The organism is Rhodococcus sp. X156, from assembly GCF_004006015.1.
Lineage (GTDB): Bacteria > Actinomycetota > Actinomycetes > Mycobacteriales > Mycobacteriaceae > X156.
The window spans coordinates 2,116,915-2,140,612 of record NZ_CP034766.1; the positions used below are offsets into that span (position 1 = coordinate 2,116,915).

Below are 23,698 nucleotides of genomic sequence, written 5' to 3' on the forward strand. Positions count from 1 at the left end.
GGCACACCCACGTTCTGGCATGCTGCCGGCGTGAGACGCGTCCCCGTGATCGTGCTGGCGGCAGCGCTGGTGACCGCCGCCGTCGCCGGGTGCAGCGCCGGCCCCTCCGACCGTCCCACCATCGCCGTCCGCAGCGATGCGCCGGCCTCCCCGAGCCCCAGCCCGAGCCCCGCCGCCGTCCCGCCGCTGCAGGCCCCGGTCACCGACCTCACCTGGCGCAGCTGCTCCAGCACCTGGCTGCAGCAGACCTCCCCCGCGCCGCTGCCCGCCGGGGTGACGCTGGAGTGCGCCACGCTCACGGCGCCGGTGGACGACCAGCTGCCGGACAGCCTCAGCCTGGGACTGGTGCGGGCCCGCACCGCCGACACCCCCCGCGAGGCGGCGCCGGTCGTGCTCACCACCGGCGCGGACGAGCCCTCCGGCACCGCCCTGGCGCGGTGGGCCCGGGCTGACGGAGCCGCGCTGCTGGCCCAGCACCCGGTGGTGGCGCTGGATCGTCGCGGCCTGGGCACCTCCGACCCGGTGTCCTGCCTGTCCGCCGCCCAGCGCACCGACATCACCACCGTGGACGCCTCCGGCCCCGACCCTTCCGCGCTGGACACCATCCAGCAGCTGGGTCGCACCAGCACCCAGTCCTGCACCGACGTGCTGAGCCCGGCGGAGCTGGGGTACGACGCCGCCCACGCCGCCGGCGACCTGGAGGTGCTGCGGACGGCATGGAAGGTGGACCGGCTGGCGCTGCTGGGCCTGGGCGACGGCGCCGCCGTGGCGCTGCGCTACAGCATCGCCCACCCCGACCACGTGTCGCGGCTGGTGCTGGACTCCCCCGCCTCCTACGGAGCCGACGCCGCCACAATGGCCAAGGAGCAGGCCACCGGCGCTGAGGCGGCGCTGCGGGCGTTCAGCACCCAGTGCGCGGCCACCCAGTGCCCCGCCGGGCCGGACGCCACCGCCACCGTGCTGGACGTGCTCAACCAGGCGCGCGCCCGCAACGGCCTGCCGGCGGCCGGGGGCAGCCTCGCCGCCGGGGCCATCCCCGGCCTCCTCGCTCGGGCGCTGTCCAGCCCCGACGGGGCGCGGGCCCTGCCGGCGGCGCTGGAGCGGGCCCGGGCCGGCGACGGCACCGCGCTGGCACAGCTGGGCTCCACCGGCGCGCCGCCGGGGCAGGTGGACGCCGAGCTCGTCGCCCGGTGCAGCGACGTGGCGCTGCGGCCCTCCGCCGAGCAGGTCTCCACCCTGCTGGCCCAGTGGCGCACCGAGATGCCGGTGTTCGGCGCCGACGCAGCGGCCCGGCTGCTGCTGTGCCTGTCCTGGCCCACCCCCGCCACCGCCCCACAGGTGCGTGAGCTCGGCGCCGTCCCGCCGGTGCTGGTGCTGGCACCCGCCGCCGACCCCGTCGCCGGGCCCAGCGGCGCCCCGGCCGCAGTGACCAGCGTGCAGCAGGCCGGCAGCGACGCCACCCTGGTGCGCTGGCAGGGCTACGGCCACCCGGTGCTGCCGGCGTCGGCCTGCGCACGCACTGCCGTGGCGGCCTACCTGGCTGACGGCACCCGCCCGCAGGCAGGCACCATCTGCCCGGCGTAGCGCTACGGTGGACCGCATGAGCGTCACCGGCCCCGACCCCGGCCGGGACGAGGACTGCCCGCTGGACCCACCGCTGCCGCCCGGCCGGTTCGCCGACGACCTGGTGGGCCTGGATCCCGACGACCCGGACGCGCAGGCCTTCGCCGCCCACCTCGACCGCATCGAGCGCTCCCGCCCCAGCTTCACCGTGGAGGGCTACCTCGCCGGGGTCGGCGACTTCGCCACCTCAGCCAACCGGGCGGGTGGGCTGCGGCGGCTGGTGGCCGTGACGGTGGTGGCGCTGGTGCTGCTGGGCGTGCTCTACGCGGTGTGGAACGCCCTCGTCGCGATCTCAGGGATGCTCTAGCGGCCCTGGGCCGTTTGCGCGGCCATCGATCGGCCCGATTGCGCCCAGAGTGAAGCGCCCACCTCCCCGGTGCGCGCACCGCGACGGCCGGACTAGCGTGGTCGCCATGAAAGACACGCACGCCACCCCTTCCGTCGTGCTCTCCGAGCAGGAGTGGAAGGAGAAGCTGACCCCCGCCGAGTACGAGGTGCTGCGCAAGGCGGGCACCGAGCGCCCGGGGGTGGGCGAGTACACCGACACCACCACCACCGGCGTCTACGAGTGCCGCGCCTGCGGCGCCGAGATCTTCCGCAGCGACACCAAGTTCGAGTCGCACTGCGGCTGGCCGTCCTTCTTCGCGCCCTCGGGCACCGACGCGGTGATCCTGCGCGACGACAGCACCCTGGGCATGAAGCGGACCGAGGTGATCTGCGCGTCCTGCCACAGCCACCTGGGCCACGTCTTCGAGGGTGAGGGCTACGCCACCCCCACCGACCAGCGCTACTGCATCAACAGCATCTCCATGCGCCTGGTGCCCAAGGAGAACGCCCAGCAGACCCCGGAGGCCTAGCCGGTACTCCCCAGAAAGACACAGCACCGCGCGGCAGGCCCGCGCGGTGCTGTGTTGTCTGGAGGCTGGCGGCGAGTGGCGCCGCTCAGGGCAGGTGCGAGACCAGCTCCGCCACCGGCACGCGCGGTCCGGTGAAGAACGGGACTTCCTCGCGCACGTGGCGCCGGGCGTCGGTGGCGCGCAGGTCACGCATGAGGTCCACGATGCGGTGCAGCTCGGGAGCCTCGAAGGCGAGCAGCCACTCGTAGTCGCCCAGTGCGAAGGAGGGCACGGTGTTGGCGCGGACGTCGGCGTAGCCGCGGGCGGCCTTGCCGTGGTCGGCCAGCATCTGGCGGCGCTCGGCGTCGGGCAGCAGGTACCACTCGTAGGAGCGGACGAACGGGTACAGGCACAGGTACTTGCCCGGCTCCTCCCCGGCGATGAAGGCCGGCAGGTGGCCCTTGTTGAACTCGGCAGGGCGGTGCAGGGCCGCGTTGGACCACACCGGGTCGCTCGCCCGGCCCAGCGCGGTGTCCCGACGCAGCCCGGAGTAGGCCTCCTGCAGCTGCTCGATGGTCTCGGCGTGGGTCCAGATCAGCCAGTCGGCGTCGGCCCGCATGCCGGCGACGTCGTAGATCCCGCGGACCACGACGCCCTTGCCCTCCAGGGAGTCCAGGAACTCCTGCGCCTCCTGCGCCACGGCGGCGCGGTCGTCCCCGAGAGCACCGGGGCGCGTCTTGAAGACCGAGAACATGGTGTAGCGGATCTGCGAGTTCAGCGCTGCGTAGTCGAGGTGTGCCATGGGGCCTATCGTGCCACCGCGGTCGAGCCCTCGGCACAGGTGGTGACGTGCTGCACGACACGCTCGGCGGCCGCCCGACCGGTGGCGATGCAGGCGGGCACGCCCACCCCGTGCAGCATCGATCCCGCGACGGCCAGCCCGGCCACCGCCGCCACCGCGTCCTCGATCTCCGCCACTCGGTCCAGGTGGCCGGGTCCGTACTGGGGCAGTCCCCCGCCCCAGCGCTGCACCACGGCGCCCAGCGGGACCGCGGTGATGCCGTGCACCTGCTCGAGGTCGGCCCGCACCTGGGCCAGCAGCGTGGCGTCGTCCACCTGCAGCGCCGCGGCGTCGCCGTAGCGACCCAGCGACGCCCGCAGCCGCAGCACCCCGTCGCCACCCAGGTGCGGCCACTTGCGGCTGGAGTGGGTGAAGGCCTTGGCGTGCAGCGCCTCCCCGGTGGCCACCAGCAGCCCCGACGTCGGCGGCAGCTGGGCGTCCACCTGCTCCCCGTCGTAGGCCAGCCCCACCACCACGCAGGAGGCGAGGGGGATGCCGGCGGCCGCGTGGGCCGCGCGCGGCGCCACGTCGGTGAGCAGCCGGCGGGCGGCGGGGGCGGGCACGGCCAGCACCACGGCGTCGAAGCGCTCGCGGCCGGCGTCCGCGGTGTCCACCCACCAGCCGGTGGCGTCGGTACCGACCGCGGTGACGGTGCAGCCGGTGCGCAGCCGGGCGGCGGCGGCCTCGCGCAGCGCCTCGAGCAGGCTGGTGTAGCCCTCGCGCAGCGCCCCGAACACCGGAACCCCGGGCTGGGGCTGCGGTGCCGCCTGCGCGGCCGCGGCGGTGAGGCTGGGGGCACCGGCGTCCAGGGCCGCGGCCACCGCGGGCACGGCGGCGCGCAGGCCGAGGGAGTCGGCGCTGCCGGAGTACACCCCGCCCAGCAGCGGGTCAACCGAGCGGGCCACCACCTCCGCACCCAGGCGCTCGCGGACCAGCTGCCCGACGGCGACGTCGCTGCCGGGCTCCCAGCGCAGCGGACGCTCGGGCTCGGCGGCCACCTGGCGCAGCGCGTCGTCGCTGAGCAGCCCGCGCACGGAGTCCACGCTGGAGGGGATGCCCATGACGCTGCGCGGGGGCAGGCCGTGCGGGCGGCCCCCGGCAAGCACGCTGGCCGGCACCGCTGCCGGGTGCACCAGCTGCTCAGCCAGACCGAGCTCGGCCAGCAGCGCCGGCACCTCGGGGCGGCGGGTGAGGAACGCCTCCGCCCCCACGTCGAAGCCACGTCCAGCCAGCTCCACGGTGCGCAGCACCCCGCCGATCCGCGCGGACTGCTCCAGCACGGTGATCTGCGCCCGCGGTCCCAGCAGGGTGCGCAGCCGCTGCGCCGCGGCCAGGCCGGAGATCCCAGCACCCACCACGGCGACCGAGGCTGAGCCGTGGTGGGTGCTGGGCGCAGACGGGGTGGTCATGCCCCGTGCACCAGCTCCACCACCCGGGTGAGCACGTCGGGGTCGGTGCTGGGCAGCACGCCGTGCCCCAAGTTCATGATGTGGCCGGTGGCCCCGGCAGCGAGCGCGGCGTCGGCGTCGGCCAGCACCCGCGCGACCTCCCGCTGCACGGCCTCGGGACCGGCGAAGAGCACGGCGGGGTCGAGGTTGCCCTGCAGCGCCTTGCCCGGCCCCACCCGGTCGACGGCGGTGCGCAGCGGCACCCGCCAGTCCACGCCCACCACGTCAGCGCCGGCCTCACCCATGGCCCCGAGCAGCTCGCCGGTGCCCACGCCGAAGTGGATGCGCGGCAGCCCGGCGGTGCCGACCGCCTCCAGCACCCGCGCGGAGTGCGGCAGCACGAACTCGCGGTAGTCGGCCAGCGACAGCGCACCCGCCCAGGAGTCGAACAGCTGCACCGCGTCCACGCCGGCCTCGACCTGGGCGGAGAGGAACGTGATGGTGGAGTCGGCCAGCCGGCCCAGGAGGGCGTGCCAGGTGGTGGGGTCGGCGTACATCAGCGCCTTGGTGCGCTCGTGGTTGCGGCTCGGCCCGCCTTCGATGAGGTAGGAGGCCAGGGTGAACGGGGCGCCGGCGAAGCCGATCAGCGGGGTCTCGCCCAGCTCGCCGACCAGCAGCCGCACGGCCTCGGCCACCGGGGCCAGCTGGTCCGGGGTGAGCGGGGGCAGCGCGGCGACGTCGGCACTGGTGCGCACCGGCTCGGCCACCACCGGACCGGTGCCGGCGACGATGTCCAGGTCAATGCCCGCGGCCTTGAGCGGCACCACGATGTCGGAGAACAAGATGGCGGCGTCCACGTGGTGTCGGCGCACCGGCTGCATGGTCACCTCGCACACCAGCTCGGGCGTGAAGCAGGCGTCGAGCATGCCGATGCCCTTCCGCGCCTCGCGGTACTCCGGCAGCGACCGGCCGGCCTGGCGCATGAACCAGATGGGGCGGTGGCTGGGCTGCTGACCGCGCGCCGCCGCCAGCAGCGGTGCGTCCGGCAGCGTGCGGCGGGCCCCGGTGGCGGGGATGACTGAGGTACTACCGTGGCTGTTCATCTCGGGGTCCATGCTGCCATGACGCGAGCCCGGCCCGGCGCCGCCACAGCCCCTCCGGCGCGACGGGTCCGACCGGCGCGCCTCCGGTCCGCGGGACCAGCCCGCGGCTAGCGTCCGTTCGTGTGACGATGTCCGGTGTGCTGGCCCAGCCAGAGGAGTTCCGCAAGGCAGTGTCCGCGCTGTCCGCTGCCTCGGCACGGGACGAGATCGAGCTCGGCCCCATCCGCCCGCCGCAGAAGCTGGCGCCCTACACATACGCCATCGGTGCCGAGGTCGAGGGCGCCGACGGCGAGCACAGCGAGGCGAGCGGCCGCCTGGTGCTGCTGCACGACCCGGACGGCCACGACGCCTGGAACGGCACCCTGCGCCTGGTCGCCTACATCCAGGCCGAGCTGGACGCCGACACCGCCAACGACCCGCTGCTGCCCGACGTGGGCTGGACCTGGCTGCTGGACGCCCTGGTGCAGAGTGGGGCGGACTACACCGCGCTGGGCGGCACGGTCACCGTGACGTCCTCGGTGCGCTTCGGCGACCTGGCCGGTCCGGCCCGCACCAACCAGCTGGAGCTGCGCGCGTCGTGGACGGCGAGCACCCCGGCGCTGGCCGCGCACGCCGACGCCTTCTGCGCTGCGCTCAGCTCGGCCGCCGGCCTGCCCCCGCTCGGCGTCCACTCCCTCCCGCCGCGCCGCGACTGACGCCCCGCACCGTGGTGGCCCCGCACCCGCCCGCAGCGTCGGGCGGCTCGCCCCGCGCCGTAGGGTCTGGTGCCGTGGTCGACAACCCTGAGCAGGCACGCACCGAGACCGACCCGTCCGCGCAGGAGCTGGCGCCCGACGCGGCGCTGGTGCCCAGTGCGGTGCCGCTGCTCACCCCCGCCGACGGCGTGCCCGACCTGGTGACGTCCGCCGGTGCGCTGACCGCGGTCGCCGAGCAGCTGGCTGCCGGCACGGGCCCGGTGGCGCTGGACGCCGAGCGAGCCTCCGGCTTCCGCTACTCCCAGCGCGCCTACCTGGTGCAGCTGCGCCGCCGCGGCGCCGGCTCGTTCCTGGTCGACCCCATCCCCGTTGCCAGTGACATGGCGCCACTGGCCGCCGCGCTGGACGGGCCCGAGTGGGTGCTGCACGCCGCCAGCCAGGACCTGCCCTGCCTGGCCGAGCTGGGCCTGCACCCCGCCTCGGTGTTCGACACCGAGCTGGCCGGGCGCCTCGCCGGCTTCGAGCGGGTGGGGCTGGCCGCGATGGTGGAGCGGGTGCTCGGTCTGGCGCTGACCAAGGGCCACGGCGCCGACGACTGGTCCAAGCGGCCGCTGCCGCACGACTGGCTGGTGTACGCCGCGCTGGACGTGGAGGTGCTGCTGGAGCTGCGCGACGCCCTGGCCGCCGAGCTGGCCGAGCAGGGCAAGACCGAGTGGGCCCGCCAGGAGTTCGAGCACGTGCGCACCGCCGGTGGCCCCAAGCCCAAGCCCGACCGGTGGCGGCGCACCTCCGGGATCCACAAGGTGCGCAAGCCCCGTCAGCTGGCCGCGATCCGCGAGCTGTGGCTGGAGCGGGACAAGGTGGCCGCCGCCCGTGACATCGCCCCGGGCCGGGTGCTGCCCGACGCCGCGATCGTCAGCGCCGCGGTGGCCGATCCCACCGACGTCGGCGCGCTCACCACGCTGCCGGTCTTTGGCGGTCGCGCCCAGCGGCGGCAGGCCCGTACCTGGCTGACCGCGCTGGAGCGGGCCCGCGCGCTGCCCGCCGACCAGCTGCCCACCGTCACCGCCCAGCACGAGGGCCCGCCGCCGGTGAGCCGCTGGTCCGACCGCGACCCCGACGCCGCAGCCCGGATGACCGCCGCCCGCAGCGCGCTCACAACCCTCAGCGAGCAGCACCGGGTGCCGGCGGAGAACCTGCTGCTGCCCGACCTGCTGCGCCGGGTCTGCTGGAGCCCGCCCGCCGACCTGGACGTCGCCGCGGTGGCGGAGGTGCTGCGCGCCGGTGGCGCCCGGCCGTGGCAGCGCGAGCTGCTGGCCGAGCCGCTGGCCCAGGCGCTGCGCAGCACCGCCGACACCGCCGAGGCTGTCCCGGGCAGCAGCTAGCCAGCCGTTTCGGAGCTGCCGGCCGGTCCGGTCGGTGGCGCGGGCGGCAGCGTCACCGTCACCTCCAGGCCCCCACCGGGCACGGGCGCCCCGTGCACGGTGCCCGCGTGCGCCTGCACCACCGCGGCCACGATGGCCAGGCCCAGGCCCGACCCCCGGTGCGCGGTGCGGCCGGTGCCCCCGCGGTGGAACGGCTCGAACAGCGCGGCCACCTCGTGGGCGGCCACGGGCGGCCCGGACGAGGTGACCGTCAGCACCACCGCGCCGGTGGCCGCCACCTCGGTGCGCACCCGCAGCCACCCGCCGGGGACGTTGTGGCGCACCCCGTTCTCCACCAGGTTGCCCACCACCCGGGCCAGCAGTGCCGGGTCCCCGATCGTCGTCGCCGGCTGCAGCTGGCGGGTGACGGTGACCTGGCGCGCAGCCCGCTCCGGCTCCACCGCCGCCAGCGCCGGCGCCACCAGCGGGACCAGGTCCACCCGCTCGTGCACGGCCAGACCTGTCGCGCTGGTGCGGGCCACCATGAGCAGGCCCGCCACCATCGCCTCGGCGCGGTCGGTGGCGTCGCGCAGCACCTCCCCCATCCGGCGCAGCTCGGCGGCGTCGGCGAACGGGTCGGCCAGCGTCACGTCCACCTCGGTGCGCATCACTGCCAGCGGGGTGCGCAGCTCGTGGCTGGCGTCGGCGACAAACCGCTGCTGGGCCTCGAAGGACTGCTGCAGCCGATCGAGCATCCGGTCGAAGGCCTCGGCCAACCGGCCCACCTCGTCGCGGGGACCGGCGGCACCGGCGAGGCGGGTGCGCTCGTGCAGGGTGGTCTGGGACAGCGCCTGGGCCGTGGCGGTCACGTCGGTGAGGGGCCGCAGCACCCGACCGGTCAGCGTCCACGCCAGCAGGGCCGCCGCGGCGACCACCAGCAGCACCGCCACCGAGCCGTGGCCCAGGACGTCGGCCTGGGCCTGGTCGCGCACGGTGGCCAGCAGCACCTCGGGGGTGGTGACCACGCCGTCCACCACCACGGGCGCAGACGCGGGCAGCACCGCCACCGGCGACGAGGTGCGTCCGGCCAGCACCCAGGCCAGCAGCACCAGCACCAGGCTCATCCCCGCGACCAGCGCGGTGGCCAGCAGCGTCAGCCGCAGCCGCAGACCCACGGGGGGCTCAGTCCTGCACGGGCAGGCGGTAGCCCGACCCCACCACCGTGTCGATCACGCCGGGCTCACCCAGCTTCTTGCGCAGGGTCATCATCGTCACCCGCACCGTGGTGGTGAACGGGTCGGCGTTCTCGTCCCACACCCGCTCCAGCAGCTCCTCGCTGCTCACCACCGCGCCCTGCGCGGCCATGAGCACCTCCAGGACGCCGAACTCCTTGCGCGTGAGCTCCACCAGCCGGCCGTCGCGGTGGATGGTGCGACGGGCGGGATCCAGCTCCAGGTCGCCCACCACCATCGTCGGCGGGGTGGCCGGGGTGGTGCGCCGGCCCAGCGCCCGCACCCGGGCCACCAGCTCGGGGAACGCGAAGGGCTTGGTGAGGTAGTCGTCGGCACCCATGGCCAGCCCGGACACCGTGTCGGCCACGCTGTCGCTGGCGGTGAGCATCAGCACCCGGCTGATCCCGCCGCCGGCCACCAGCTCCTGGCAGAGCGCGTCGCCGGAGACACCGGGCAGGTCGCGGTCGAGCACCACCACGTCGTAGCGGGTCACCGACGCCTTCTCCTGGCCGGCGAGGCCGTCCAGGGCGACGTCCACCGCCATGCCCTCACGCCGCAGTCCCCTGGCCACGGCCTCAGCCAACGGCTCCTCGTCCTCCACCACCAGAATGCGCACCCGCCCAGACTGCCACGTCAGCCTGTGACCTTTCTGAGACGCACCTGCGCAGGGGTGCCGGAGAGCCCTGCGGGCTAGTGCCGCTCGGACTCGCCGGTCTCCTGCTGGTCGCTCTCCGGGGCGCCGGAGAGCACGTCGGTGGACATCGCGGCGACCCAGCCGGTGATCTTGCGGGACAGGTGCTGGGCGGTGAGGTCGACGTCGGCCAGCACCTGCCCGCGCGAGGCGTGGTCCTGGAACTGCTGCGGGACGCCGAGGTCGCGGCAGGGCACGTCGACCTCCGCGGTGCGCAGGCGCTGCGAGACCGCCGAGCCGACGCCGCCGTGCACGCCGCCGTCCTCCAGCGTCAGCACCAGCCGGTGCCCGCGGGCCAGCTCCACCAGGTCCTCGCTCACCGGCAGCACCCAGCGCGGGTCCACCACGGTGACGCCGATGCCCTGCTTGGCCAGGCCCTGCGCGGTCTGCAGCGCCAGGTCGGCGAAGGCACCGACCGCCACCAGCAGCACGTCGCGGGCGTCGTCGGTGTCCGGGCGCAGCAGCACGTCCGTGCCGCCGGGCAGGCGCTCCAGGGCCGGCACCTGCTCGGGGACGGCGCCCTTGGGGAAGCGCAGCGCGGTGGGCCCGTCGGTGACGTCGAGCGCCTCGGTGAGCTCCTCGCGCAGGGTCTGCGCGTCCCGCGGGGCGGCCACCTGCATGCCCGGCACCACGCCGAGCAGGGAGAGGTCCCACATGCCGTTGTGGCTGGCCCCGTCGGAGCCGGTGATGCCCGCCCGGTCCAGCACCAGGGTGACCGGCTGGCGCAGCAGCGCGACGTCCATCAGCAGCTGGTCGAACCCGCGGTTGAGGAAGGTGGCGTAGACCGCCACCACCGGGTGCATGCCACCCAGGGCCAGGCCGGCCGCGGAGGTCATCGCGTGCTGCTCGGCGATGCCCACGTCGAAGCACCGGTCCGGGTACTTCTCGGCGAACGGGGTGAGCCCGGTGGGACCGGGCATGGCGGCGGTGATGGCCACCAGCTCCGGGCGCAGCGCGCCGTGGGCGACCATCTCGGCGGCGAACACCGACGTCCAGCCCTGCGGTGCGGTGCCCACCGGCGCGCCGGTGATGGGGTCGATGATGCCGGTGGAGTGCATCTGGTCGGCCTCGTGGTTCTCCGCGGGGGCGAAGCCCATCCCCTTGCGGGTGACCGCGTGCACGATCACCGGGCCGCCGAAGGCCTTGGCGCGGCGAAGCGCGGCCTCCATCATCTGCTGGTCGTGCCCGTCCACCGGACCGAGGTACTTGATGCCCAGGTCGGCGAACATCGCCTGCGGGCTCACCGCGTCCTTGATGCCGACCTTCATCCCGTGCAGCAGCGCGTAGGCGGAGCGACCCACCCAGGGCAGGCGCTGCACGGTCCTGCGGCCGGTGGCCAGCGCCTTCTCGTAGGCCGGCTGCACCCGCAGCGCGGCGAGGTGGTTGGCCAGCCCGCCGATGGTGGGCGAGTAGGAGCGGCCGTTGTCGTTGACCACGATGACCACCGAGCGGTCCTGGCCGGCGGCGATGTTGTTCAGCGCCTCCCAGCACATGCCCCCGGTGAGCGCGCCGTCACCGACCACCGCCACCACGTGCCGGCGCTGCTTGCGCAGCTGGAAGGCCTTGGCCAGCCCGTCAGCGTAGGACAGCGCCGCCGAGGCGTGGCTGGACTCCACCCAGTCGTGCTCGCTCTCCGCGCGCGAGGGGTAGCCGGACAGGCCGTCCTTCATGCGGAGGGTGTCGAAGCCGCCTTGGCGGCCGGTGACGATCTTGTGCACGTAGGCCTGGTGACCGGTGTCGAAGATCAGCGGGTCCGACGGGGAGTCGAACACCCGGTGCAGCGCGAGCGTCAGCTCCACCACACCGAGGTTCGGCCCCAGGTGGCCGCCGGTGGCGGCCACCTTCTGCACGAGGAACTCACGGATCTCGGTCGCGAGCACGCGGAGCTCGGCCAGGTCCAGGCGCCGGAGATCGGCGGGCGACTGGACACCTCGCAACAGGCTCACAGCACTCACAACCCTCCGAGAAGACGACAGAACCCGTCCCACTCTACGTAGCGCTGGAGCGGACGGCCCCCGCCGCCAGCAGCGCGTCAACCTCGTCCGTCCCTACGCCCCAGTCGATCAAAGCGGCCCGGGTGTGCTGGCCCGGGTGCGGTGCCGGAGAGCGCACCGAGCTGGGGGTGCGGGTCAGCCGGGGGGCCGGTCCGGGCTGCGTCATGCCGGCGACCTGGACGAACGAGCCCCGAGCGACGGCGTGCGGGTGGGTGACGGCCTCGGCCGGGGAGAGCACCGGCGCCACGCAGGCGTCGGTGCCGTCGAAGACCTTGGTCCACTCCTCGCGGGTGCGGCTGGCGAAGATCGTGGTGAAGGTCTCGGTCAGCGCGGGCCAGCTGGACGGGTCGTTGCGGTCGGCGACGTCGCCGGCGCCCAGGCCCAGCCCGGTGAGCAGCTGGTCGTAGAACTGCGGCTCGATGGCCCCGACGGCCATGAACTGCCCGTCGGCGCAGGTGTAGCAGCGGTAGAACGGGGCGCTGCCGTCGAGCATGGCGCCGCCGCGCTCGGTGGGCCAGAAGCCGCTGGCCTGCCAGCCGTGCAGCATGGAGGTGAGCATGGCCGCGCCCTCGCTCATGGCGGTGTCCACCACCTGGCCGCGCCCGGAGCTCTGCCGCTCGTACAGCGCGGCGAGCACGCCGGCCACCAGCATCATCGCGCCGCCGCCGAAGTCTGCCACGTAGTTCACCGGCGGCACGGGCGGACCGTCCATCGGACCGATCGGGTGCAGCGCCCCGGAGTAGGCGAGGTAGGTGAGGTCGTGCCCGGCGGCCTGGCTCAGCGGACCGTCCTGGCCGTAGCCGGTGAGCCGGGCGAAGATCAGTCCGGGGTTGCGCTCGGCGCACTGCTCGGGGCCGAAGCCCAGCCGCTCGCAGACACCGGGGCGGAAGCCCTCCACCAGGACGTCGGCCTGCGCGGCCAGCTGCAGCACCACCTCCACGCCGGCGGGGTCCTTGAGGTCCACCGCCACCGAGCGCCGGCCGCGGCCCAGCGGGTCCAGCGGCGGGTCGGCGGGAGCGGTGCCGCCGACCGCGGTCGCGCGGTCCACCCGCAGCACCTCCGCCCCCATGTCGGCGAGCATCGTGACCGCGAACGGCCCCGGCGCCAGGCTGGCGATCTCCAGCACCTTCAGTCCCTGCAGCGGTCCGGCCACGATGTGATCCCACTCTCGTTCAGGCAGCACTTACGGTCAGCGCAGACGGTATCTGGTGTGACCCACGCCGCTGTCAGGCACCTCCACTGAGCGGACTGCCTTGGTAGCGGTTGCCGACGCAGCGGGCTCCGCTTGGGCGTACTTGCAGACGCCCCACGGAGTCAGCGCTGGAACAGGGCGATGCACTCCACGTGGTGGGTCATCGGGAAGGCGTCGAAGGCGCGCAGCACGCTCAGCCGGTAGCCCTGCGCGCCCAGGAGGGCCACGTCGCGGCCCAGCGCCGCCGGGTCGCACGCCACGTAGACGATGCGGGTGGGCTCGGCCGCGGTGATCGCCTCCACCACCGATCGTCCGGCTCCGCTGCGCGGCGGGTCGAGCACCACCACGTCCACCGGCACGGGCAGCGTCCGCAGCTGCTGCTCCACCTGCCCGGCCACCATGCGCACCTGCGGCAGGTCGGCCAGCGCCGCGGTGCCGTCGGCCACCGCCTGGCGGGAGGACTCCACCGCCACCACGGTGCCCGCAGCCCCCACCTGCTCGGCCAGCACCGCGGAGAACAGGCCCACCCCGCTGTAGAGGTCCCAGGCCGTGCCGCCCGTCGGGGCGTCGGCCAGCTCGGCAACCACCTGCGCGTAGACCTCGGCCGCGCCCACGTGGGCCTGCCAGAAGCCGTCGGCGGACACCGCCCAGGTGCGCCCCGCGGCCTGCTCGGTGGCGGTGGCGCTGCCGCGGCGCAGCTGGGCCACCGGGCGCGGCTTGCGCCGGCCGCGCTGCGGGCGCTGCGGGGTGGTCAGCTCCACCACGTGCTGCTCCCCCGCGCCGTCGCGCACCACCTGCAGGTCCGCACCGGGGGTCCACTGCTGGCCCACCACGTCGTCCAGGGCGTGCGGCACCGCCTGCGGGCAGCCCAGCACCGGGATCACGTCGTTGCTGCGGTGTGGGTGAAAGCCCGGCTGTCCGTCGGCGGTCACCGCCATCCGCACCCGGCTGCGCCAGCCCAGGCCGTCGGGCGCGCCGGGCAGCTCCTCCACCACGACGTCCTCGGCGGTCAGGTCCAGCCCGCCGAGGCGGCGCAGCTGCTCGGCCACCACCATGGCCTTCATCTGCCGCTGGGCGGGCAGCGCGGCGTGCTGGAAGTCGCAGCCACCGCAGCCGCCGGGACCGGCCACCGGGCAGCGTGGCACCACCCGGTCGGGCGAGGCGGTGAGGACCGCCACGGCGTCGGCACGACAGAACGACCCGCCGCGGTCCTCGGTGACCAGCGCGCGCACCCGCTCGCCGGGCAGGCCGTGGCGGACGAACACCACCCGACCCTCGTGCCGGGCCACGCAGAACCCGCCGTGCCCGGGGGCGCCGAGCTCCAGCTCCAGCGTCTCCCCCGTCCAGTCCAGGCTCTCCCCCGGTGCTGCCGTGCTGCTCATCGTGGTGCCGTCCTGCTCGTCGTGGTGCTCATCCTGGAGCTCATCGTGGTGCCGTCCGCTCGTCGAATCCGCGCCGGGACGCCCCCGGCGTCACCGACGGTGAGTCGGTCTTGCCGCCCTTCTGCGACGACGTCAGCTGCCACGGCACGCTGGTCACCATCACGCCGGGCTGGAACAGCAGCCGGCTCTTCAGCCGCAGCGCGCTCTGGTTGTGCAGCAGCTGCTCCCACCAGTGCCCCACCACGTACTCCGGCACGTACACCGTCACCACGTCGCGCGGGGACTCCCGGCGCACCCGGCTCACGTAGTCCAGGACCGGTCGGGTGATTTCCCGGTAGGGCGACTCCACCACCTTCAGCGGCACCGGGATGTTGCGGGCGTTCCACTCCCGCACCAGCGCCCGGGTGTCCTTGTCGTCGACGTTCACCGTCACCGCCTCCAGCACGTCCGGCCGGGTCACCCGGGCGTAGGCCAGCGCCCGGATGGTCGGCTTGTGCAGCTTGGAGACGAGCACGATGGAGTGGTTGCGGCTGGGCAGCACCTGTTCACCCTCCGCCGACTCCAGCTCCACCGCCACCCGCTGGTAGTGCCGGTGGATCATCGTCATCATCAGGTAGAGCATGCCCATCGCCAGGATCGCGATCCACGCACCCGCCAGGAACTTGGTGAGCAGCACGATCACCAGCACGGCACCGGTCATGGTCATGCCCACCGCGTTGATGGTCTGGGACCGCCGCATCCCTCGACGCGCCATCGGGTCGGTCTCCACCTGCATCAGCCGGCTCCAGTGCCGAACCATGCCGAACTGGCTCACCGTGAAGGAGACGAACACCCCCACCACGTACAGGTTGAGCAGCGAGGTGACGCTGGCCTGGAAGGACACCACCAGCACGATCGCGGCGGCGGCGAGGAAGACGATGCCGTTGGAGAAGGCCAGCCGGTCGCCACGGGTGTGCAGCTGGCGCGGGAGGTAGCGGTCCTGGGCCAGGATCGAGCCGAGCACCGGGAAGCCGTTGAACGCGGTGTTGGCCGCCAGGGCCAGCACCAGGCCGGTGACGGCCGCGATGAAGTAGAAGCCCGGGGAGAAGCCGGAGAACACGGCCTGCGCGATCTGCGCCACCAAGGTCTTCTGCTCGTAGCCGGCGGGGGCTCCGTGCAGCTGGGTGGCCGGGTCCTCGGCGATGCGCACGTCGGTGAGCACCGCCAGGCTGACCAGGCCCAGCAGCATGGTCACCGAGATGACGCCGAGCAGCAGCAGCGTGGTGGCCGCGTTCTTGGACTTGGGCTTGCGGAAGGCGGGCACCCCGTTGCTGATGGCCTCCACCCCGGTGAGTGCCGCCGAGCCCTGGCTGAACGCGCGCAGTAGCAGGAAGGCCAGCGCGAACCCGGTGAGCTCGCTGCCGTGCTCGGGGACCAGCTCGAAGCTGGCCGACTCCGCCTGCACGTCGTCGCCGAGCAGCAGGATCCGGCTCAGTCCCCAGGCGATCATCACCAGCATGCCGCCCATGAAGGCGTAGGTCGGCAGCGCGAAGGCGGTGCCGGACTCGCGCAGCCCGCGCAGGTTCACCGCGGTGAGCAGGATGATCGCCGCCACGGCGAAGGTCACCTTGTGGGTGGCGATGAACGGCACGGCCGAGCCGATGTTGTCCGCGGCGGAGGAGATCGAGACGGCGACGGTGAGCGTGTAGTCGACCAGCAGCGCGCTGGCGACGGTGAGCCCGGCCGGCTTGCCGATGTTCACCGTGGCCACCTCGTAGTCGCCACCGCCGGAGGGGTAGGCGTGCACGTTCTGGCGGTAGCTGGTGACCACCACGAGCATCACCACCGCCACCACGAGGCCGATCCACGGCGCGTAGGTGTACGCCGCCAGCCCGGACACCGAGAGCATCAGGAAGATCTCTTGCGGTGCGTAGGCCACCGACGACATGGCGTCGGACGCGAACACCGGTAGCGCGAGCCTTTTGGGCAGCAGCGTGTCGCTCAGGGTGTCGCTGCGGAAGGGGCGGCCAAGCAGCAGGCGCTTGGCCACGCTCGAGATGGTGGGCACGAGGGTGAAGCGTAGGCCCCCAGCGCGTCAGCACCGGCCGGGCTGGCCACGGTTGCGCAGCGGCTGGCTGTAGCGTTCGCTACTTCCGGGAGCCACCAGCTGGAGGTCAGCACAAGTGCACGTCGTCATCATGGGCTGTGGGCGCGTCGGGTCGTCGCTTGCGGCCGGGCTCGAGCGCCTCGGCCACGACGTCGCGGTGATCGACCGCGACGCCCTGTCCTTCCGTCGCCTCGGCGCCGACTTCGCCGGCCGACAGATCACCGGCATGGGCTTTGACCGGGACGTGCTCATCGCCGCCGGCATCGAGCGGGCCGGCGCGTTCGCCGCGGTCTCCAGCGGTGACAACTCCAACATCATCTCCGCCCGGGTGGCCCGGGAGAACTTCGGCGTGGAGCGGGTGGTGGCCCGGATCTACGACGCCAAGCGGGCCGCGGTGTACGAGCGGCTGGGCATCCCCACCGTCGCCACCGTGCCCTGGACCACCGACCGCTTCCTGCGCACCCTGATGCAGGACAGCAGCTCCACCGCCTGGCGTGATCCCTCCGGCACCGTCGCGGTGCTCGAGGTCACCCTGCACGAGGACTGGGCGGGCCGGCGCGTCACCGACCTGGAGCAGACCATCGGCGCCCGCGTCGCGTTCATCCTGCGCTTCGGCGTCGGTGTGCTGCCCGACCGGCGCACGGTGGTGCAGGCCGACGACCAGGTGTACGTGGCCGCGGTCGCCGGCACTGTCGCCGAGGCCTCGGTGCTCGCCGCCGCGCCGCCGCCGGAGGAGTGAGCGCATGACGAGCCAGCCGAGCACGGGCAGCCACGACCACCGACAGGAGCAGGACACATGAGGGTCGCCATCGCCGGAGCAGGCAAGGTGGGCCGCTCGATCGCCAGGGAGCTGGTGGAGAACGACCACGAGGTGATGCTCATCGAGCGCGACCTCTCCCACATCGACGGCAGCGCGGTCCCCGCCGCGGAGTGGGTGCATGCCGACGCCTGCGAGCTGGCTTCCCTGGAGGAGGCGGGGCTGCAGGACTGCGAGGTGGTCATCGCCACCACCGGTGACGACAAGGCCAACCTGGTGGTCAGCCTGCTGGCCAAGACGGAGTTCGCGGTCCGCCGCGTGGTGGCCCGCGTGAACGAGCCGCGCAACGAGTGGCTGTTCACCGAGGCCTGGGGCGTCGACGTGGCGGTCTCCACCCCGCGCATGCTGGCCGCGATGGTCGAGGAGGCGGTGTCCGTCGGCGACCTGGTGCGCCTGATGACGCTGCGCCAGGGCCAGGCCAACCTGGTGGAGGTGACGCTGCCGCTGGACACCCCGTTGGCGGGCAAGCCGGTGAGCAGCCTGCAGCTGCCCCGCGACGCCGCGCTGGTGACCGTGCTGCGCGGCGGCCGGGTGATCGTGCCGCTGCCCGACGACTCCTTCGAGGGCGGCGACGAGCTGCTGTTCGTGGCCTCGGTCGAGGTGGAGGACCAGATCCGCACCGCGCTCAAGCGCTGAGCGAGACCCGGGGCGTCAGTCTCGCTGCTGCGGCCCCGCGCTGGGCTGGCCCGGCGGCTCGGGGGGCGCTGGTGCGACCGGGGGCGTCCCAGCCTCGATGATGCGGTCGGCTCGGCGCACGCAGGCGAAGGTCACCAGCAGCGCCAGGCCGTACAGCGGCAGGCCCATGCCGATCCGCGCGGTGGCCAGCCAGCCCTCCTGGTCGTTGCCGTAGAGCCACTGCTGCACCACGAAGCGCGCTCCGAAGACCGCCACCCAGGCCAGCGTGGCCACGTCGTAGGCGCGGACCGCGCCCCGGTGCGCGCGCCAGGCCCAGCCGTGCCCGTTGAGGAACGACCACACCACGCCCACCAGCGGCCACCGCACCAGCACCGACAGCGCGAAGAGCGCTCCGTAGACCAGGCTCGTGTAGATGCCCAGCAGGAAGTAGCCCTTGGCCGTGCCGGTGCGGTGGGCGATGTAGGCGGCGATGGCCACGCCGAAGAGTCCGGAGATCGCCGGCTGGACGCCTTCCTTGCGCACCGCCCGCAGCACGGCGATGGCGGCCGCGGTCCCCACCGCGGACCAGATGGCCGGGGTCAGGCTCGTCAGCGAGTTCACGACGACGAAGACCACCACGGGCAGGCTGGAGGCGAGCACTCCGCTGGTGCCGCCCATCTGCTCCAGCAGGGTCTTCTGGACCGGCGACGTCACCGGCGGTGCCGGGGGCTCGGGAGGTGTGCGGGAACCAGCAGCTGGATCGCTACTGCCCACACTGCAGCTCGTAGTGCGGGTTGTAGAGCACCTTGGCGCCGTTGCGCTCGGCGAGGCGACCGCGCACCTGCACGGTGCGGCCCGCCTCGATGCCGGGAATGCGGCGGCGGCCGATCCACACCAGGGTGATGCCGTCGGTGCCGTCGAAGAGCTCGGCCTCCAGGCTGGCGTCGCACCCGGCCGGGCTGCCCTCGGTGCTGCGGAGGCGCCCGAGCACGGTGACCTCCTCGCCCCGCGAGCAGTCGCAGGCCCGGCGAGCGCCGGCGGCCTCCGAGGTCTGGGTGATCTCATGGGCGTCGAGCTCGGCGACGTCGGTGGTGAGGCGGCGGGCGAGCCGCCGGAAGTAGCCGGCCTCGGTGCTGGCCATGGGGCGCTCCGTTGCGCTTGAGGAGGTACCTGGGACGGTCCCAGGTGTTGGGCTTGGTGAGCCTAACGCTCCCTGTGTACACCGCGTAACCCCAACCGGGAAGGATCGGGTGCATGCCCGAAATCGGACACCGTCCCCCGCCCCGCGCGGTGCTGCTGCCCGGCACCGGCTCGGACGCCGACTTCGTCCGCCGGGCGTTCGGAAAAGCGCTCGCCGCCTGCGGGATCGACCTGGTGGCGGTCGAGCCCGACCCGGTCGACGTGGTGGCCGGCTACCGCGCAGCACTGGACGCTGCGGCGCGGGACTGTCACGGAGCGCTACTTGTGGGGGGCGTCTCACTTGGGGCCACCGTGGCGGCAGGCTGGGCCCGGGAGCACCCAGGAGTCCTCAGTGGCCTGCTGGTCGCGCTGCCGGCGTGGCTGGGCGAGCCGGGTGACGCGCCCGCCGCGCTCAGTGCCCGCTTCTCCGCCCGGCGCCTGCGGGAGCACGGTCTGGAGGCGGTGCTGGCCGAGGTGAACGCCTCCACACCGCCGTGGCTGTCCGCGGAGCTGAGCCGCGCCTGGCGCCGGCAGTGGCCCGCTCTGCCCACGGCCATGGACCACGCTGCCACCGCTGTGGGGCCCACGGCGACGGAGCTGGCCGAGCTGGGTGTGCCGACGGGCGTGGCGGGCGCGGTGGACGACCCGGTGCACCCGCTCGCGGTGGCCCAGCAGTGGGTGGCCTGCGCCCCTGCGGCCGTGCTGGACACGGTGACGCTGGCCGAGCTGGGCGCCGACCCCGGGGTGCTGGGGACCGCGTGCGTGCGGGCCTGGCAGGCCGCCCGCGCGGTGTCGGCAGCGCGGGCCGTCCGCTAGCTGTTCTGGGGGGAGCTCGGCTGACCGGACGAGTCCGGAGCGTCCGACTCCTCACCAGCCGGTCCCTGGGCGCCAGCGTCCTGCTGGGCGCGGGCCGCCTCCAGCTGGTCGGCCAGCACGGTGGGCAGGCGCACCGGCAGCGGCGAGCGGACCGGCAGCGGCTCGGTGCCGCGCACCACCACGGTGTCCCGCAGCAGCGCACGGGCCACGTCGGCCAGCTCGGCCTGCTTCTCGTCCGGGCCGGCGGCGACGCAGCGCACCATCCAGCGCGGACCGTCCACGCCGATGAACCGCATGGTGGCGCCGGCGCCCACGCCGATCACCTCACGGCCCCAGTGGCCGTCCTCGAGGCGAACCTCGGCGCCGTCGTCCTTGAGGGACTGGGCCAGCTCGCCGAGCACCTCGCGCCACATGCCCTCGCTGCGCGGCGCGGCGAAGGCGGCGATGGTGATGCGGCCGACCTCGGTGAGCAGGTGCAGCGCCCGCAGGGTGCCGTCCTCCTCCATCTCCACCTGGATCTGGGCGCCCTCCAGCAGCGGCACCCGCACCGACCCCAGGTCGAGGCGACCGTCGGCCTCCGGCTCGGCGTCGACCTCGCTGCTGTCGTAGGGGCCGTCGGCGGGGATGTCCGCGTCGTCGTCCGCCTGCTCGGCCAGCAGGTCCTCGGGAATGTCGGTCACGGTGGCCTCGGCCTCCGCCTCGCTCGCCCGCTTGTTGCGCCGCCCAAACATCGTCACTGCCCCTCAGTCGTGGTGCTACCCAGTGTGCTCATGCCGGTGGAGCCGTGCCCACCAGCTCCGCGTTCGGTGTCAGCGAGCTCGTCCACCTCGACGAAGCTGACCTGCGCCACCCGCTGCACCAGCAGCTGGGCGACCCGGTCTCCGCGCTGCAGCTCGATCGTGGCGGAACGGTCGTGGTTGACCAGGCACACCTTGATCTCCCCGCGGTAGCCGGCGTCGATGGTGCCTGGTGCGTTGAGCACGCCCAGTCCCAGGCGGGCCGCCAGGCCGGAGCGGGGGTGCACCAGGCCCACGTAGCCGGGCGGCAGCGCCAGAGCCAGGCCGGTGCCCACCAGCACCCGCTCACCCGGCTCCAGCCGCACCTCGTCCAGGGTGCACAGGTCCACGCCGGCGTCGTCGGCGTGCGCCCGACGGGGCACCACCGCGTCCGGGTGCAGTCGCCGCAGCGCGACCTCGAGCTGCTCGGGAGCGGCATGGACGGCAGAGGGGGATGGCACGGCGGCCGAGACTACCCTGGGGACCATGGCCGAACCTGCATCACCAGCCAGCTCCACGACCGGAGCGGGCGCAACCACCCGCGGCGCCTACACCGAGCGGCTGTGGGTCCCGTGGTGGTGGTGGCCGCTGGGCATCTTCGTGGCCGCCCTGCTGGCCGCCGAGGTGCACATGGGCGCACCGGGAGTGCGTGCGTGGCTGCCCTACGTCGTGCTGGTGCCGTTCGCGGCCTGGACGCTGGTCCGCATGGGCTCGCTGCGGCTGTCGGTGCGCGACGGCGAGCTCCGGGTGGGCGACGCCCACATCCCGGTGTCGCTGATCGCCCGTGCGGCGCCGGTGCCGGCCACCGCCAAGCGCGCCGCCATGGGCCGCCAGCTCGACCCGGCGGCCTACGTGCAGCACCGCACCTGGGTGCCCACCATGGTGCTGCTGGTGCTGGACGACCCCGACGACCCGACGCCGTACTGGCTGGTCAGCACCCGCCACCCGGACCGCGTCATCGCCGCGCTGCAGGAGGCTGGCCTGGGCGCCGAGCGCGACTGAGCACACCCGCACGACAAGAGGGGGAGGCCTGCAGCTGCAGGCCTCCCCCTCTTGTGTGCGCCGTCCCTCGGTGGTGCAGGGCGCGGGCGGCAGTGCGCCTCAGGCCGCGCAGTCGCGGCAGATCGGCATGCCCTTGCGCTCGCCGGCGAAGCGGCTGCGGTGGTGCACCAGGAAGCAGCTGGAGCAGGTGAACTCGTCCGCCTGCTTGGGCACCACCCGCACCGACAGCTCCTCACCGGAGAGGTCTGCGCCGGGAAGCTCGAAGGACTCCGCGGTGTCGGTCTCGTCGACGTCGACGGCCGAGGACTGCGCCTCGTTGCGTCGCGCCTTGAGCTCCTCGAGCGAGTCCTCGGATATGTCGTCGGACTCCGTGCGTCGTGGAGCGTCGTAGTCTTGTGCCATCTTTGTTCCCCTGTCCTGCCTGTCTCTCGTGCTGCCCGTGTGTTGCCCGGCCGTGCTGGTGGTGCGCCCGCTGGGGAGTTGGTGCCCGGTGCGGTGGTGTCCTGAGCTGGTCTCGCGAAGCTGACACCTCAGAGCAGGCTCGTCACCTGTTCGGCGTTCGCCAGGTGTGGCTGCTCAACGTTCAGGTGACCTTCCTTGTGCCCGGCCGCCAGTGTGATCTACGTCACGCTTTTCGCGTGCTCGGGGAAGACATCGTGGCGGGCGGAGCGGCTGGACCATAGCCGACGAACCTGAACGGCAGGTGAGATGTGCCCGATTCCCGGCCAGAAGAGCCTGTGTTTCGTGGCACACCCGGTTCCCGGCGGTGGACGGGGCGCGGTTGTACGGTGCGCGGATGAGCAGCGAGCAGACCGCCCAGCCCCGTCCGCCGGCCGTGGACACCGTGCGCGAGGGCGCTCCCCCGGAGGTGGTCGGACCCTGGCTCGCCCAGCAGCTGGACGACCCGCGGTGGGCCACCTGCGACGTCACGCCCATCGGCGACGGCCGCTCCAACCTCACCTTCGGCGTGCACAGCCCGGCCGGCTCGGTGGTGCTGCGGCGGCCGCCGCTGGGCTCGGTGGCCGCCACCGCGCACGACATGGGCCGGGAGCGCACCGTCCTCACCGCGCTGGCCGGAACCGCCGTGCCCGTCCCCCAGGTGCTGGCCGGGCAGCGCGAGGCCGACCTGCTCGGCGCCCCCTTCTACGTGATGGAGCTGGTCGAGGGCACCGTGCCCACCGGCGCCGAGGGCGACGCCTGGGCTGATCGGCCGGGCGTCCGCGCGCGGGCGGGTGCGGCGATGGTGAACTGCCTGGCCGAGCTGCACAGCATCGACCCGTCCTCGGTCGGGCTGGCCGAGTTCGGCCGGCCGGAGGGCTTCATGGCCCGGCAGCTGCGCCGCTGGAGCGCCCAGTGGGAGACCTGGCGCGACGGGCTGGCCGCCGCCTCGGGCAGTGACAGCCCCCGCCCGGAGCTCACCCGGCTCGCCGAGCGCCTCAGCGTCGCGGTGCCCACCTCGGCCGGCGCCAGCATCGTGCACGGCGACTACCGGCTGGAGAACATGATCTTCGCCCCCGAGGACCCCGCCCAGGTCCGCGCGGTGCTGGACTGGGAGATGTCCACCCTGGGGGATCCGCTGTCCGACCTGGGGCTGATGTTCATCTACTGGCACCAGGCCGAGGAGCAGGACGTGTGGCGCGCGGCCCAGGTGCTGCCCAGCGTCACTCGGCTGCCCGGCTTCCCCACCCGCATCGAGCTGCTGCACCACTACGCGCACCGACGCGACCTCGACCCGCAGGCCCTGGAGCAGGACATCCAGTTCTACGTGGCGTTCGGCGCCTTCAAGCTGGCGGTGGTGCTGGCCGGCGTTGCCGCCCGCGCCAACGCCGGCGCGGCCGACGCCCGCACCGCCGCCGGCATCCTCACCGCCCTGGACCCGCTGGTGGCGCTGGGCCACCACGTCCTCGACCACGGCGTCCGCTAGACACGCCCGGACGGGCCCGCGCCGGGACACTGCGCCGGCCCGCGCCCGCGGCCACCTAGTCTGGTCGCGGGAACCGCGGGTACCTGGCCCTGCGCCGGCACCGGGCGGACCCTTCACCTGGCCGTGGCGGGGGCAGCGCTGC

Annotated in this window: 24 protein-coding genes; 10 read left to right on the forward strand and 14 right to left on the reverse strand. The window is 74.1% G+C overall.

Annotation, left to right across the window (positions count from 1 at the left end; genetic code table 11):
• Positions 1 to 30: 30 nt before the first annotated feature.
• The 3 genes from ELX43_RS10015 (at position 31) to msrB (ending at position 2,480) form a co-directional block, all read left to right on the forward strand.
• The gene (locus ELX43_RS10015) at positions 31 to 1,584 is read left to right on the forward strand and encodes an alpha/beta hydrolase (RefSeq protein WP_127783289.1); all 1,554 of its coding nucleotides are present in this window, start codon (positions 31 to 33) and stop codon (positions 1,582 to 1,584) included.
• Between the two features lie 16 nt (positions 1,585 to 1,600).
• Positions 1,601 to 1,930 carry a hypothetical protein gene (locus tag ELX43_RS10020; RefSeq protein ID WP_206517990.1) on the forward strand — a complete coding sequence of 110 codons (330 nt, stop codon included), beginning with the start codon at positions 1,601 to 1,603 and terminating at the stop codon, positions 1,928 to 1,930.
• A 106-nt stretch (positions 1,931 to 2,036) separates the two neighbouring features.
• Complete coding sequence (msrB, locus tag ELX43_RS10025) at positions 2,037 to 2,480, forward strand: peptide-methionine (R)-S-oxide reductase MsrB (RefSeq protein ID WP_127783290.1); 444 nt, start codon at positions 2,037 to 2,039, stop codon at positions 2,478 to 2,480.
• An 85-nt stretch (positions 2,481 to 2,565) separates the two neighbouring features.
• On the opposite strand, the gene hemQ is transcribed toward msrB, so the two are convergent.
• The 3 genes from hemQ to hemE are packed head-to-tail and all read right to left on the reverse strand — an operon-like array spanning position 2,566 to position 5,803.
• Positions 2,566 to 3,261: a hydrogen peroxide-dependent heme synthase gene (gene hemQ / locus ELX43_RS10030; protein WP_127783293.1), complete on the reverse strand. Its 696-nt coding sequence runs from the start codon at positions 3,259 to 3,261 to the stop codon at positions 2,566 to 2,568.
• Positions 3,262 to 3,266: 5 nt separating this feature from the next.
• On the reverse strand, positions 3,267 to 4,709 hold the full coding sequence (locus ELX43_RS10035; RefSeq protein WP_127783295.1) for a protoporphyrinogen oxidase: 1,443 nt from the start codon (positions 4,707 to 4,709) through the stop codon (positions 3,267 to 3,269).
• Entirely contained in the window at positions 4,706 to 5,803 is a 1,098-nt protein-coding gene (gene hemE / locus ELX43_RS10040; RefSeq protein WP_241248887.1) for a uroporphyrinogen decarboxylase, read from the reverse strand. The genes ELX43_RS10035 and hemE overlap by 4 nt, the downstream gene beginning before the upstream one ends.
• 116 nt (positions 5,804 to 5,919) lie before the next feature.
• Here hemE and ELX43_RS10045 point away from each other — a divergent pair, with 116 nt between their 5' ends.
• Positions 5,920 to 6,486 carry a DUF3000 domain-containing protein gene (locus ELX43_RS10045; RefSeq protein WP_127784805.1) on the forward strand — a complete coding sequence of 189 codons (567 nt, stop codon included), beginning with the start codon at positions 5,920 to 5,922 and terminating at the stop codon, positions 6,484 to 6,486.
• Positions 6,487 to 6,614: 128 nt separating this feature from the next.
• Positions 6,615 to 7,871, forward strand: coding sequence for a ribonuclease D (locus ELX43_RS10050; protein WP_206518231.1), 1,257 nt, complete (start codon positions 6,615 to 6,617; stop codon positions 7,869 to 7,871).
• Here ELX43_RS10050 and ELX43_RS10055 read toward each other — a convergent pair.
• The 6 genes from ELX43_RS10055 to ELX43_RS10080 form a co-directional block, all read right to left on the reverse strand.
• Positions 7,868 to 9,025 (reverse strand): HAMP domain-containing sensor histidine kinase, encoded by a 1,158-nt coding sequence (locus ELX43_RS10055; protein WP_241248888.1) that lies wholly within the window; start codon positions 9,023 to 9,025, stop codon positions 7,868 to 7,870. The two genes, ELX43_RS10050 and ELX43_RS10055, sit on opposite strands and share 4 nt — an antisense overlap.
• A 7-nt stretch (positions 9,026 to 9,032) precedes the next feature.
• The gene (locus tag ELX43_RS10060; RefSeq protein WP_127783296.1) at positions 9,033 to 9,698 is read right to left on the reverse strand and encodes a response regulator transcription factor; all 666 of its coding nucleotides are present in this window, start codon (positions 9,696 to 9,698) and stop codon (positions 9,033 to 9,035) included.
• Between the two features lie 74 nt (positions 9,699 to 9,772).
• Positions 9,773 to 11,713 (reverse strand): 1-deoxy-D-xylulose-5-phosphate synthase, encoded by a 1,941-nt coding sequence (dxs, locus tag ELX43_RS10065; protein ID WP_206518232.1) that lies wholly within the window; start codon positions 11,711 to 11,713, stop codon positions 9,773 to 9,775.
• A 49-nt stretch (positions 11,714 to 11,762) separates the two neighbouring features.
• A complete protein-coding gene (locus ELX43_RS10070; RefSeq protein ID WP_241248889.1) occupies positions 11,763 to 12,920 on the reverse strand; it encodes a CaiB/BaiF CoA-transferase family protein in 1,158 nt (385 codons plus the stop codon).
• 161 nt (positions 12,921 to 13,081) lie between these two features.
• A complete protein-coding gene (locus ELX43_RS10075; protein WP_127783300.1) occupies positions 13,082 to 14,341 on the reverse strand; it encodes a TRAM domain-containing protein in 1,260 nt (419 codons plus the stop codon).
• 40 nt (positions 14,342 to 14,381) lie between these two features.
• Positions 14,382 to 16,388, reverse strand: a complete 2,007-nt coding sequence (locus ELX43_RS10080; RefSeq protein ID WP_127783302.1) for an APC family permease — start codon at positions 16,386 to 16,388, stop codon at positions 14,382 to 14,384.
• Between the two features lie 115 nt (positions 16,389 to 16,503).
• Between ELX43_RS10080 and ELX43_RS10085 the strand changes: the two genes are divergently transcribed.
• Positions 16,504 to 17,166 (forward strand): TrkA family potassium uptake protein, encoded by a 663-nt coding sequence (locus ELX43_RS10085; protein ID WP_127783304.1) that lies wholly within the window; start codon positions 16,504 to 16,506, stop codon positions 17,164 to 17,166.
• A gap of 57 nt (positions 17,167 to 17,223) precedes the next feature.
• Positions 17,224 to 17,880: a TrkA family potassium uptake protein gene (locus ELX43_RS10090; protein WP_127783306.1), complete on the forward strand. Its 657-nt coding sequence runs from the start codon at positions 17,224 to 17,226 to the stop codon at positions 17,878 to 17,880.
• Positions 17,881 to 17,895: 15 nt separating this feature from the next.
• Here ELX43_RS10090 and ELX43_RS10095 read toward each other — a convergent pair whose 3' ends face one another.
• Positions 17,896 to 18,573 carry a DUF3159 domain-containing protein gene (locus ELX43_RS10095; protein ID WP_127783308.1) on the reverse strand — a complete coding sequence of 226 codons (678 nt, stop codon included), beginning with the start codon at positions 18,571 to 18,573 and terminating at the stop codon, positions 17,896 to 17,898.
• A 49-nt stretch (positions 18,574 to 18,622) separates the two neighbouring features.
• On the reverse strand, positions 18,623 to 19,000 hold the full coding sequence (locus ELX43_RS10100) for an OB-fold nucleic acid binding domain-containing protein (protein ID WP_127783310.1): 378 nt from the start codon (positions 18,998 to 19,000) through the stop codon (positions 18,623 to 18,625).
• A 113-nt stretch (positions 19,001 to 19,113) separates the two neighbouring features.
• Between ELX43_RS10100 and ELX43_RS10105 the strand changes: the two genes are divergently transcribed.
• Positions 19,114 to 19,854, forward strand: coding sequence for an alpha/beta hydrolase (locus tag ELX43_RS10105; protein ID WP_127783312.1), 741 nt, complete (start codon positions 19,114 to 19,116; stop codon positions 19,852 to 19,854).
• Here ELX43_RS10105 and ELX43_RS10110 read toward each other — a convergent pair.
• Both ELX43_RS10110 and dut read right to left on the reverse strand, forming a co-directional pair.
• Entirely contained in the window at positions 19,851 to 20,585 is a 735-nt protein-coding gene (locus tag ELX43_RS10110) for a DUF3710 domain-containing protein (protein WP_127784809.1), read from the reverse strand. The genes ELX43_RS10105 and ELX43_RS10110 overlap by 4 nt on opposite strands.
• 2 nt (positions 20,586 to 20,587) lie before the next feature.
• Positions 20,588 to 21,091 (reverse strand): dUTP diphosphatase, encoded by a 504-nt coding sequence (gene dut / locus ELX43_RS10115; protein WP_241248890.1) that lies wholly within the window; start codon positions 21,089 to 21,091, stop codon positions 20,588 to 20,590.
• Positions 21,092 to 21,116: 25 nt separating this feature from the next.
• On the opposite strand from dut, the gene ELX43_RS10120 reads away from it, so the two are divergent.
• On the forward strand, positions 21,117 to 21,632 hold the full coding sequence (locus ELX43_RS10120; RefSeq protein ID WP_127783316.1) for a DUF3093 domain-containing protein: 516 nt from the start codon (positions 21,117 to 21,119) through the stop codon (positions 21,630 to 21,632).
• Between the two features lie 99 nt (positions 21,633 to 21,731).
• Here ELX43_RS10120 and ELX43_RS10125 read toward each other — a convergent pair whose 3' ends face one another.
• Positions 21,732 to 22,034, reverse strand: a complete 303-nt coding sequence (locus tag ELX43_RS10125; protein ID WP_127783318.1) for a DUF4193 domain-containing protein — start codon at positions 22,032 to 22,034, stop codon at positions 21,732 to 21,734.
• A gap of 394 nt (positions 22,035 to 22,428) precedes the next feature.
• Between ELX43_RS10125 and ELX43_RS10130 the strand changes: the two genes are divergently transcribed.
• The gene (locus ELX43_RS10130) at positions 22,429 to 23,556 is read left to right on the forward strand and encodes a phosphotransferase family protein (protein WP_127783320.1); all 1,128 of its coding nucleotides are present in this window, start codon (positions 22,429 to 22,431) and stop codon (positions 23,554 to 23,556) included.
• Positions 23,557 to 23,698: the final 142 nt, after the last annotated feature.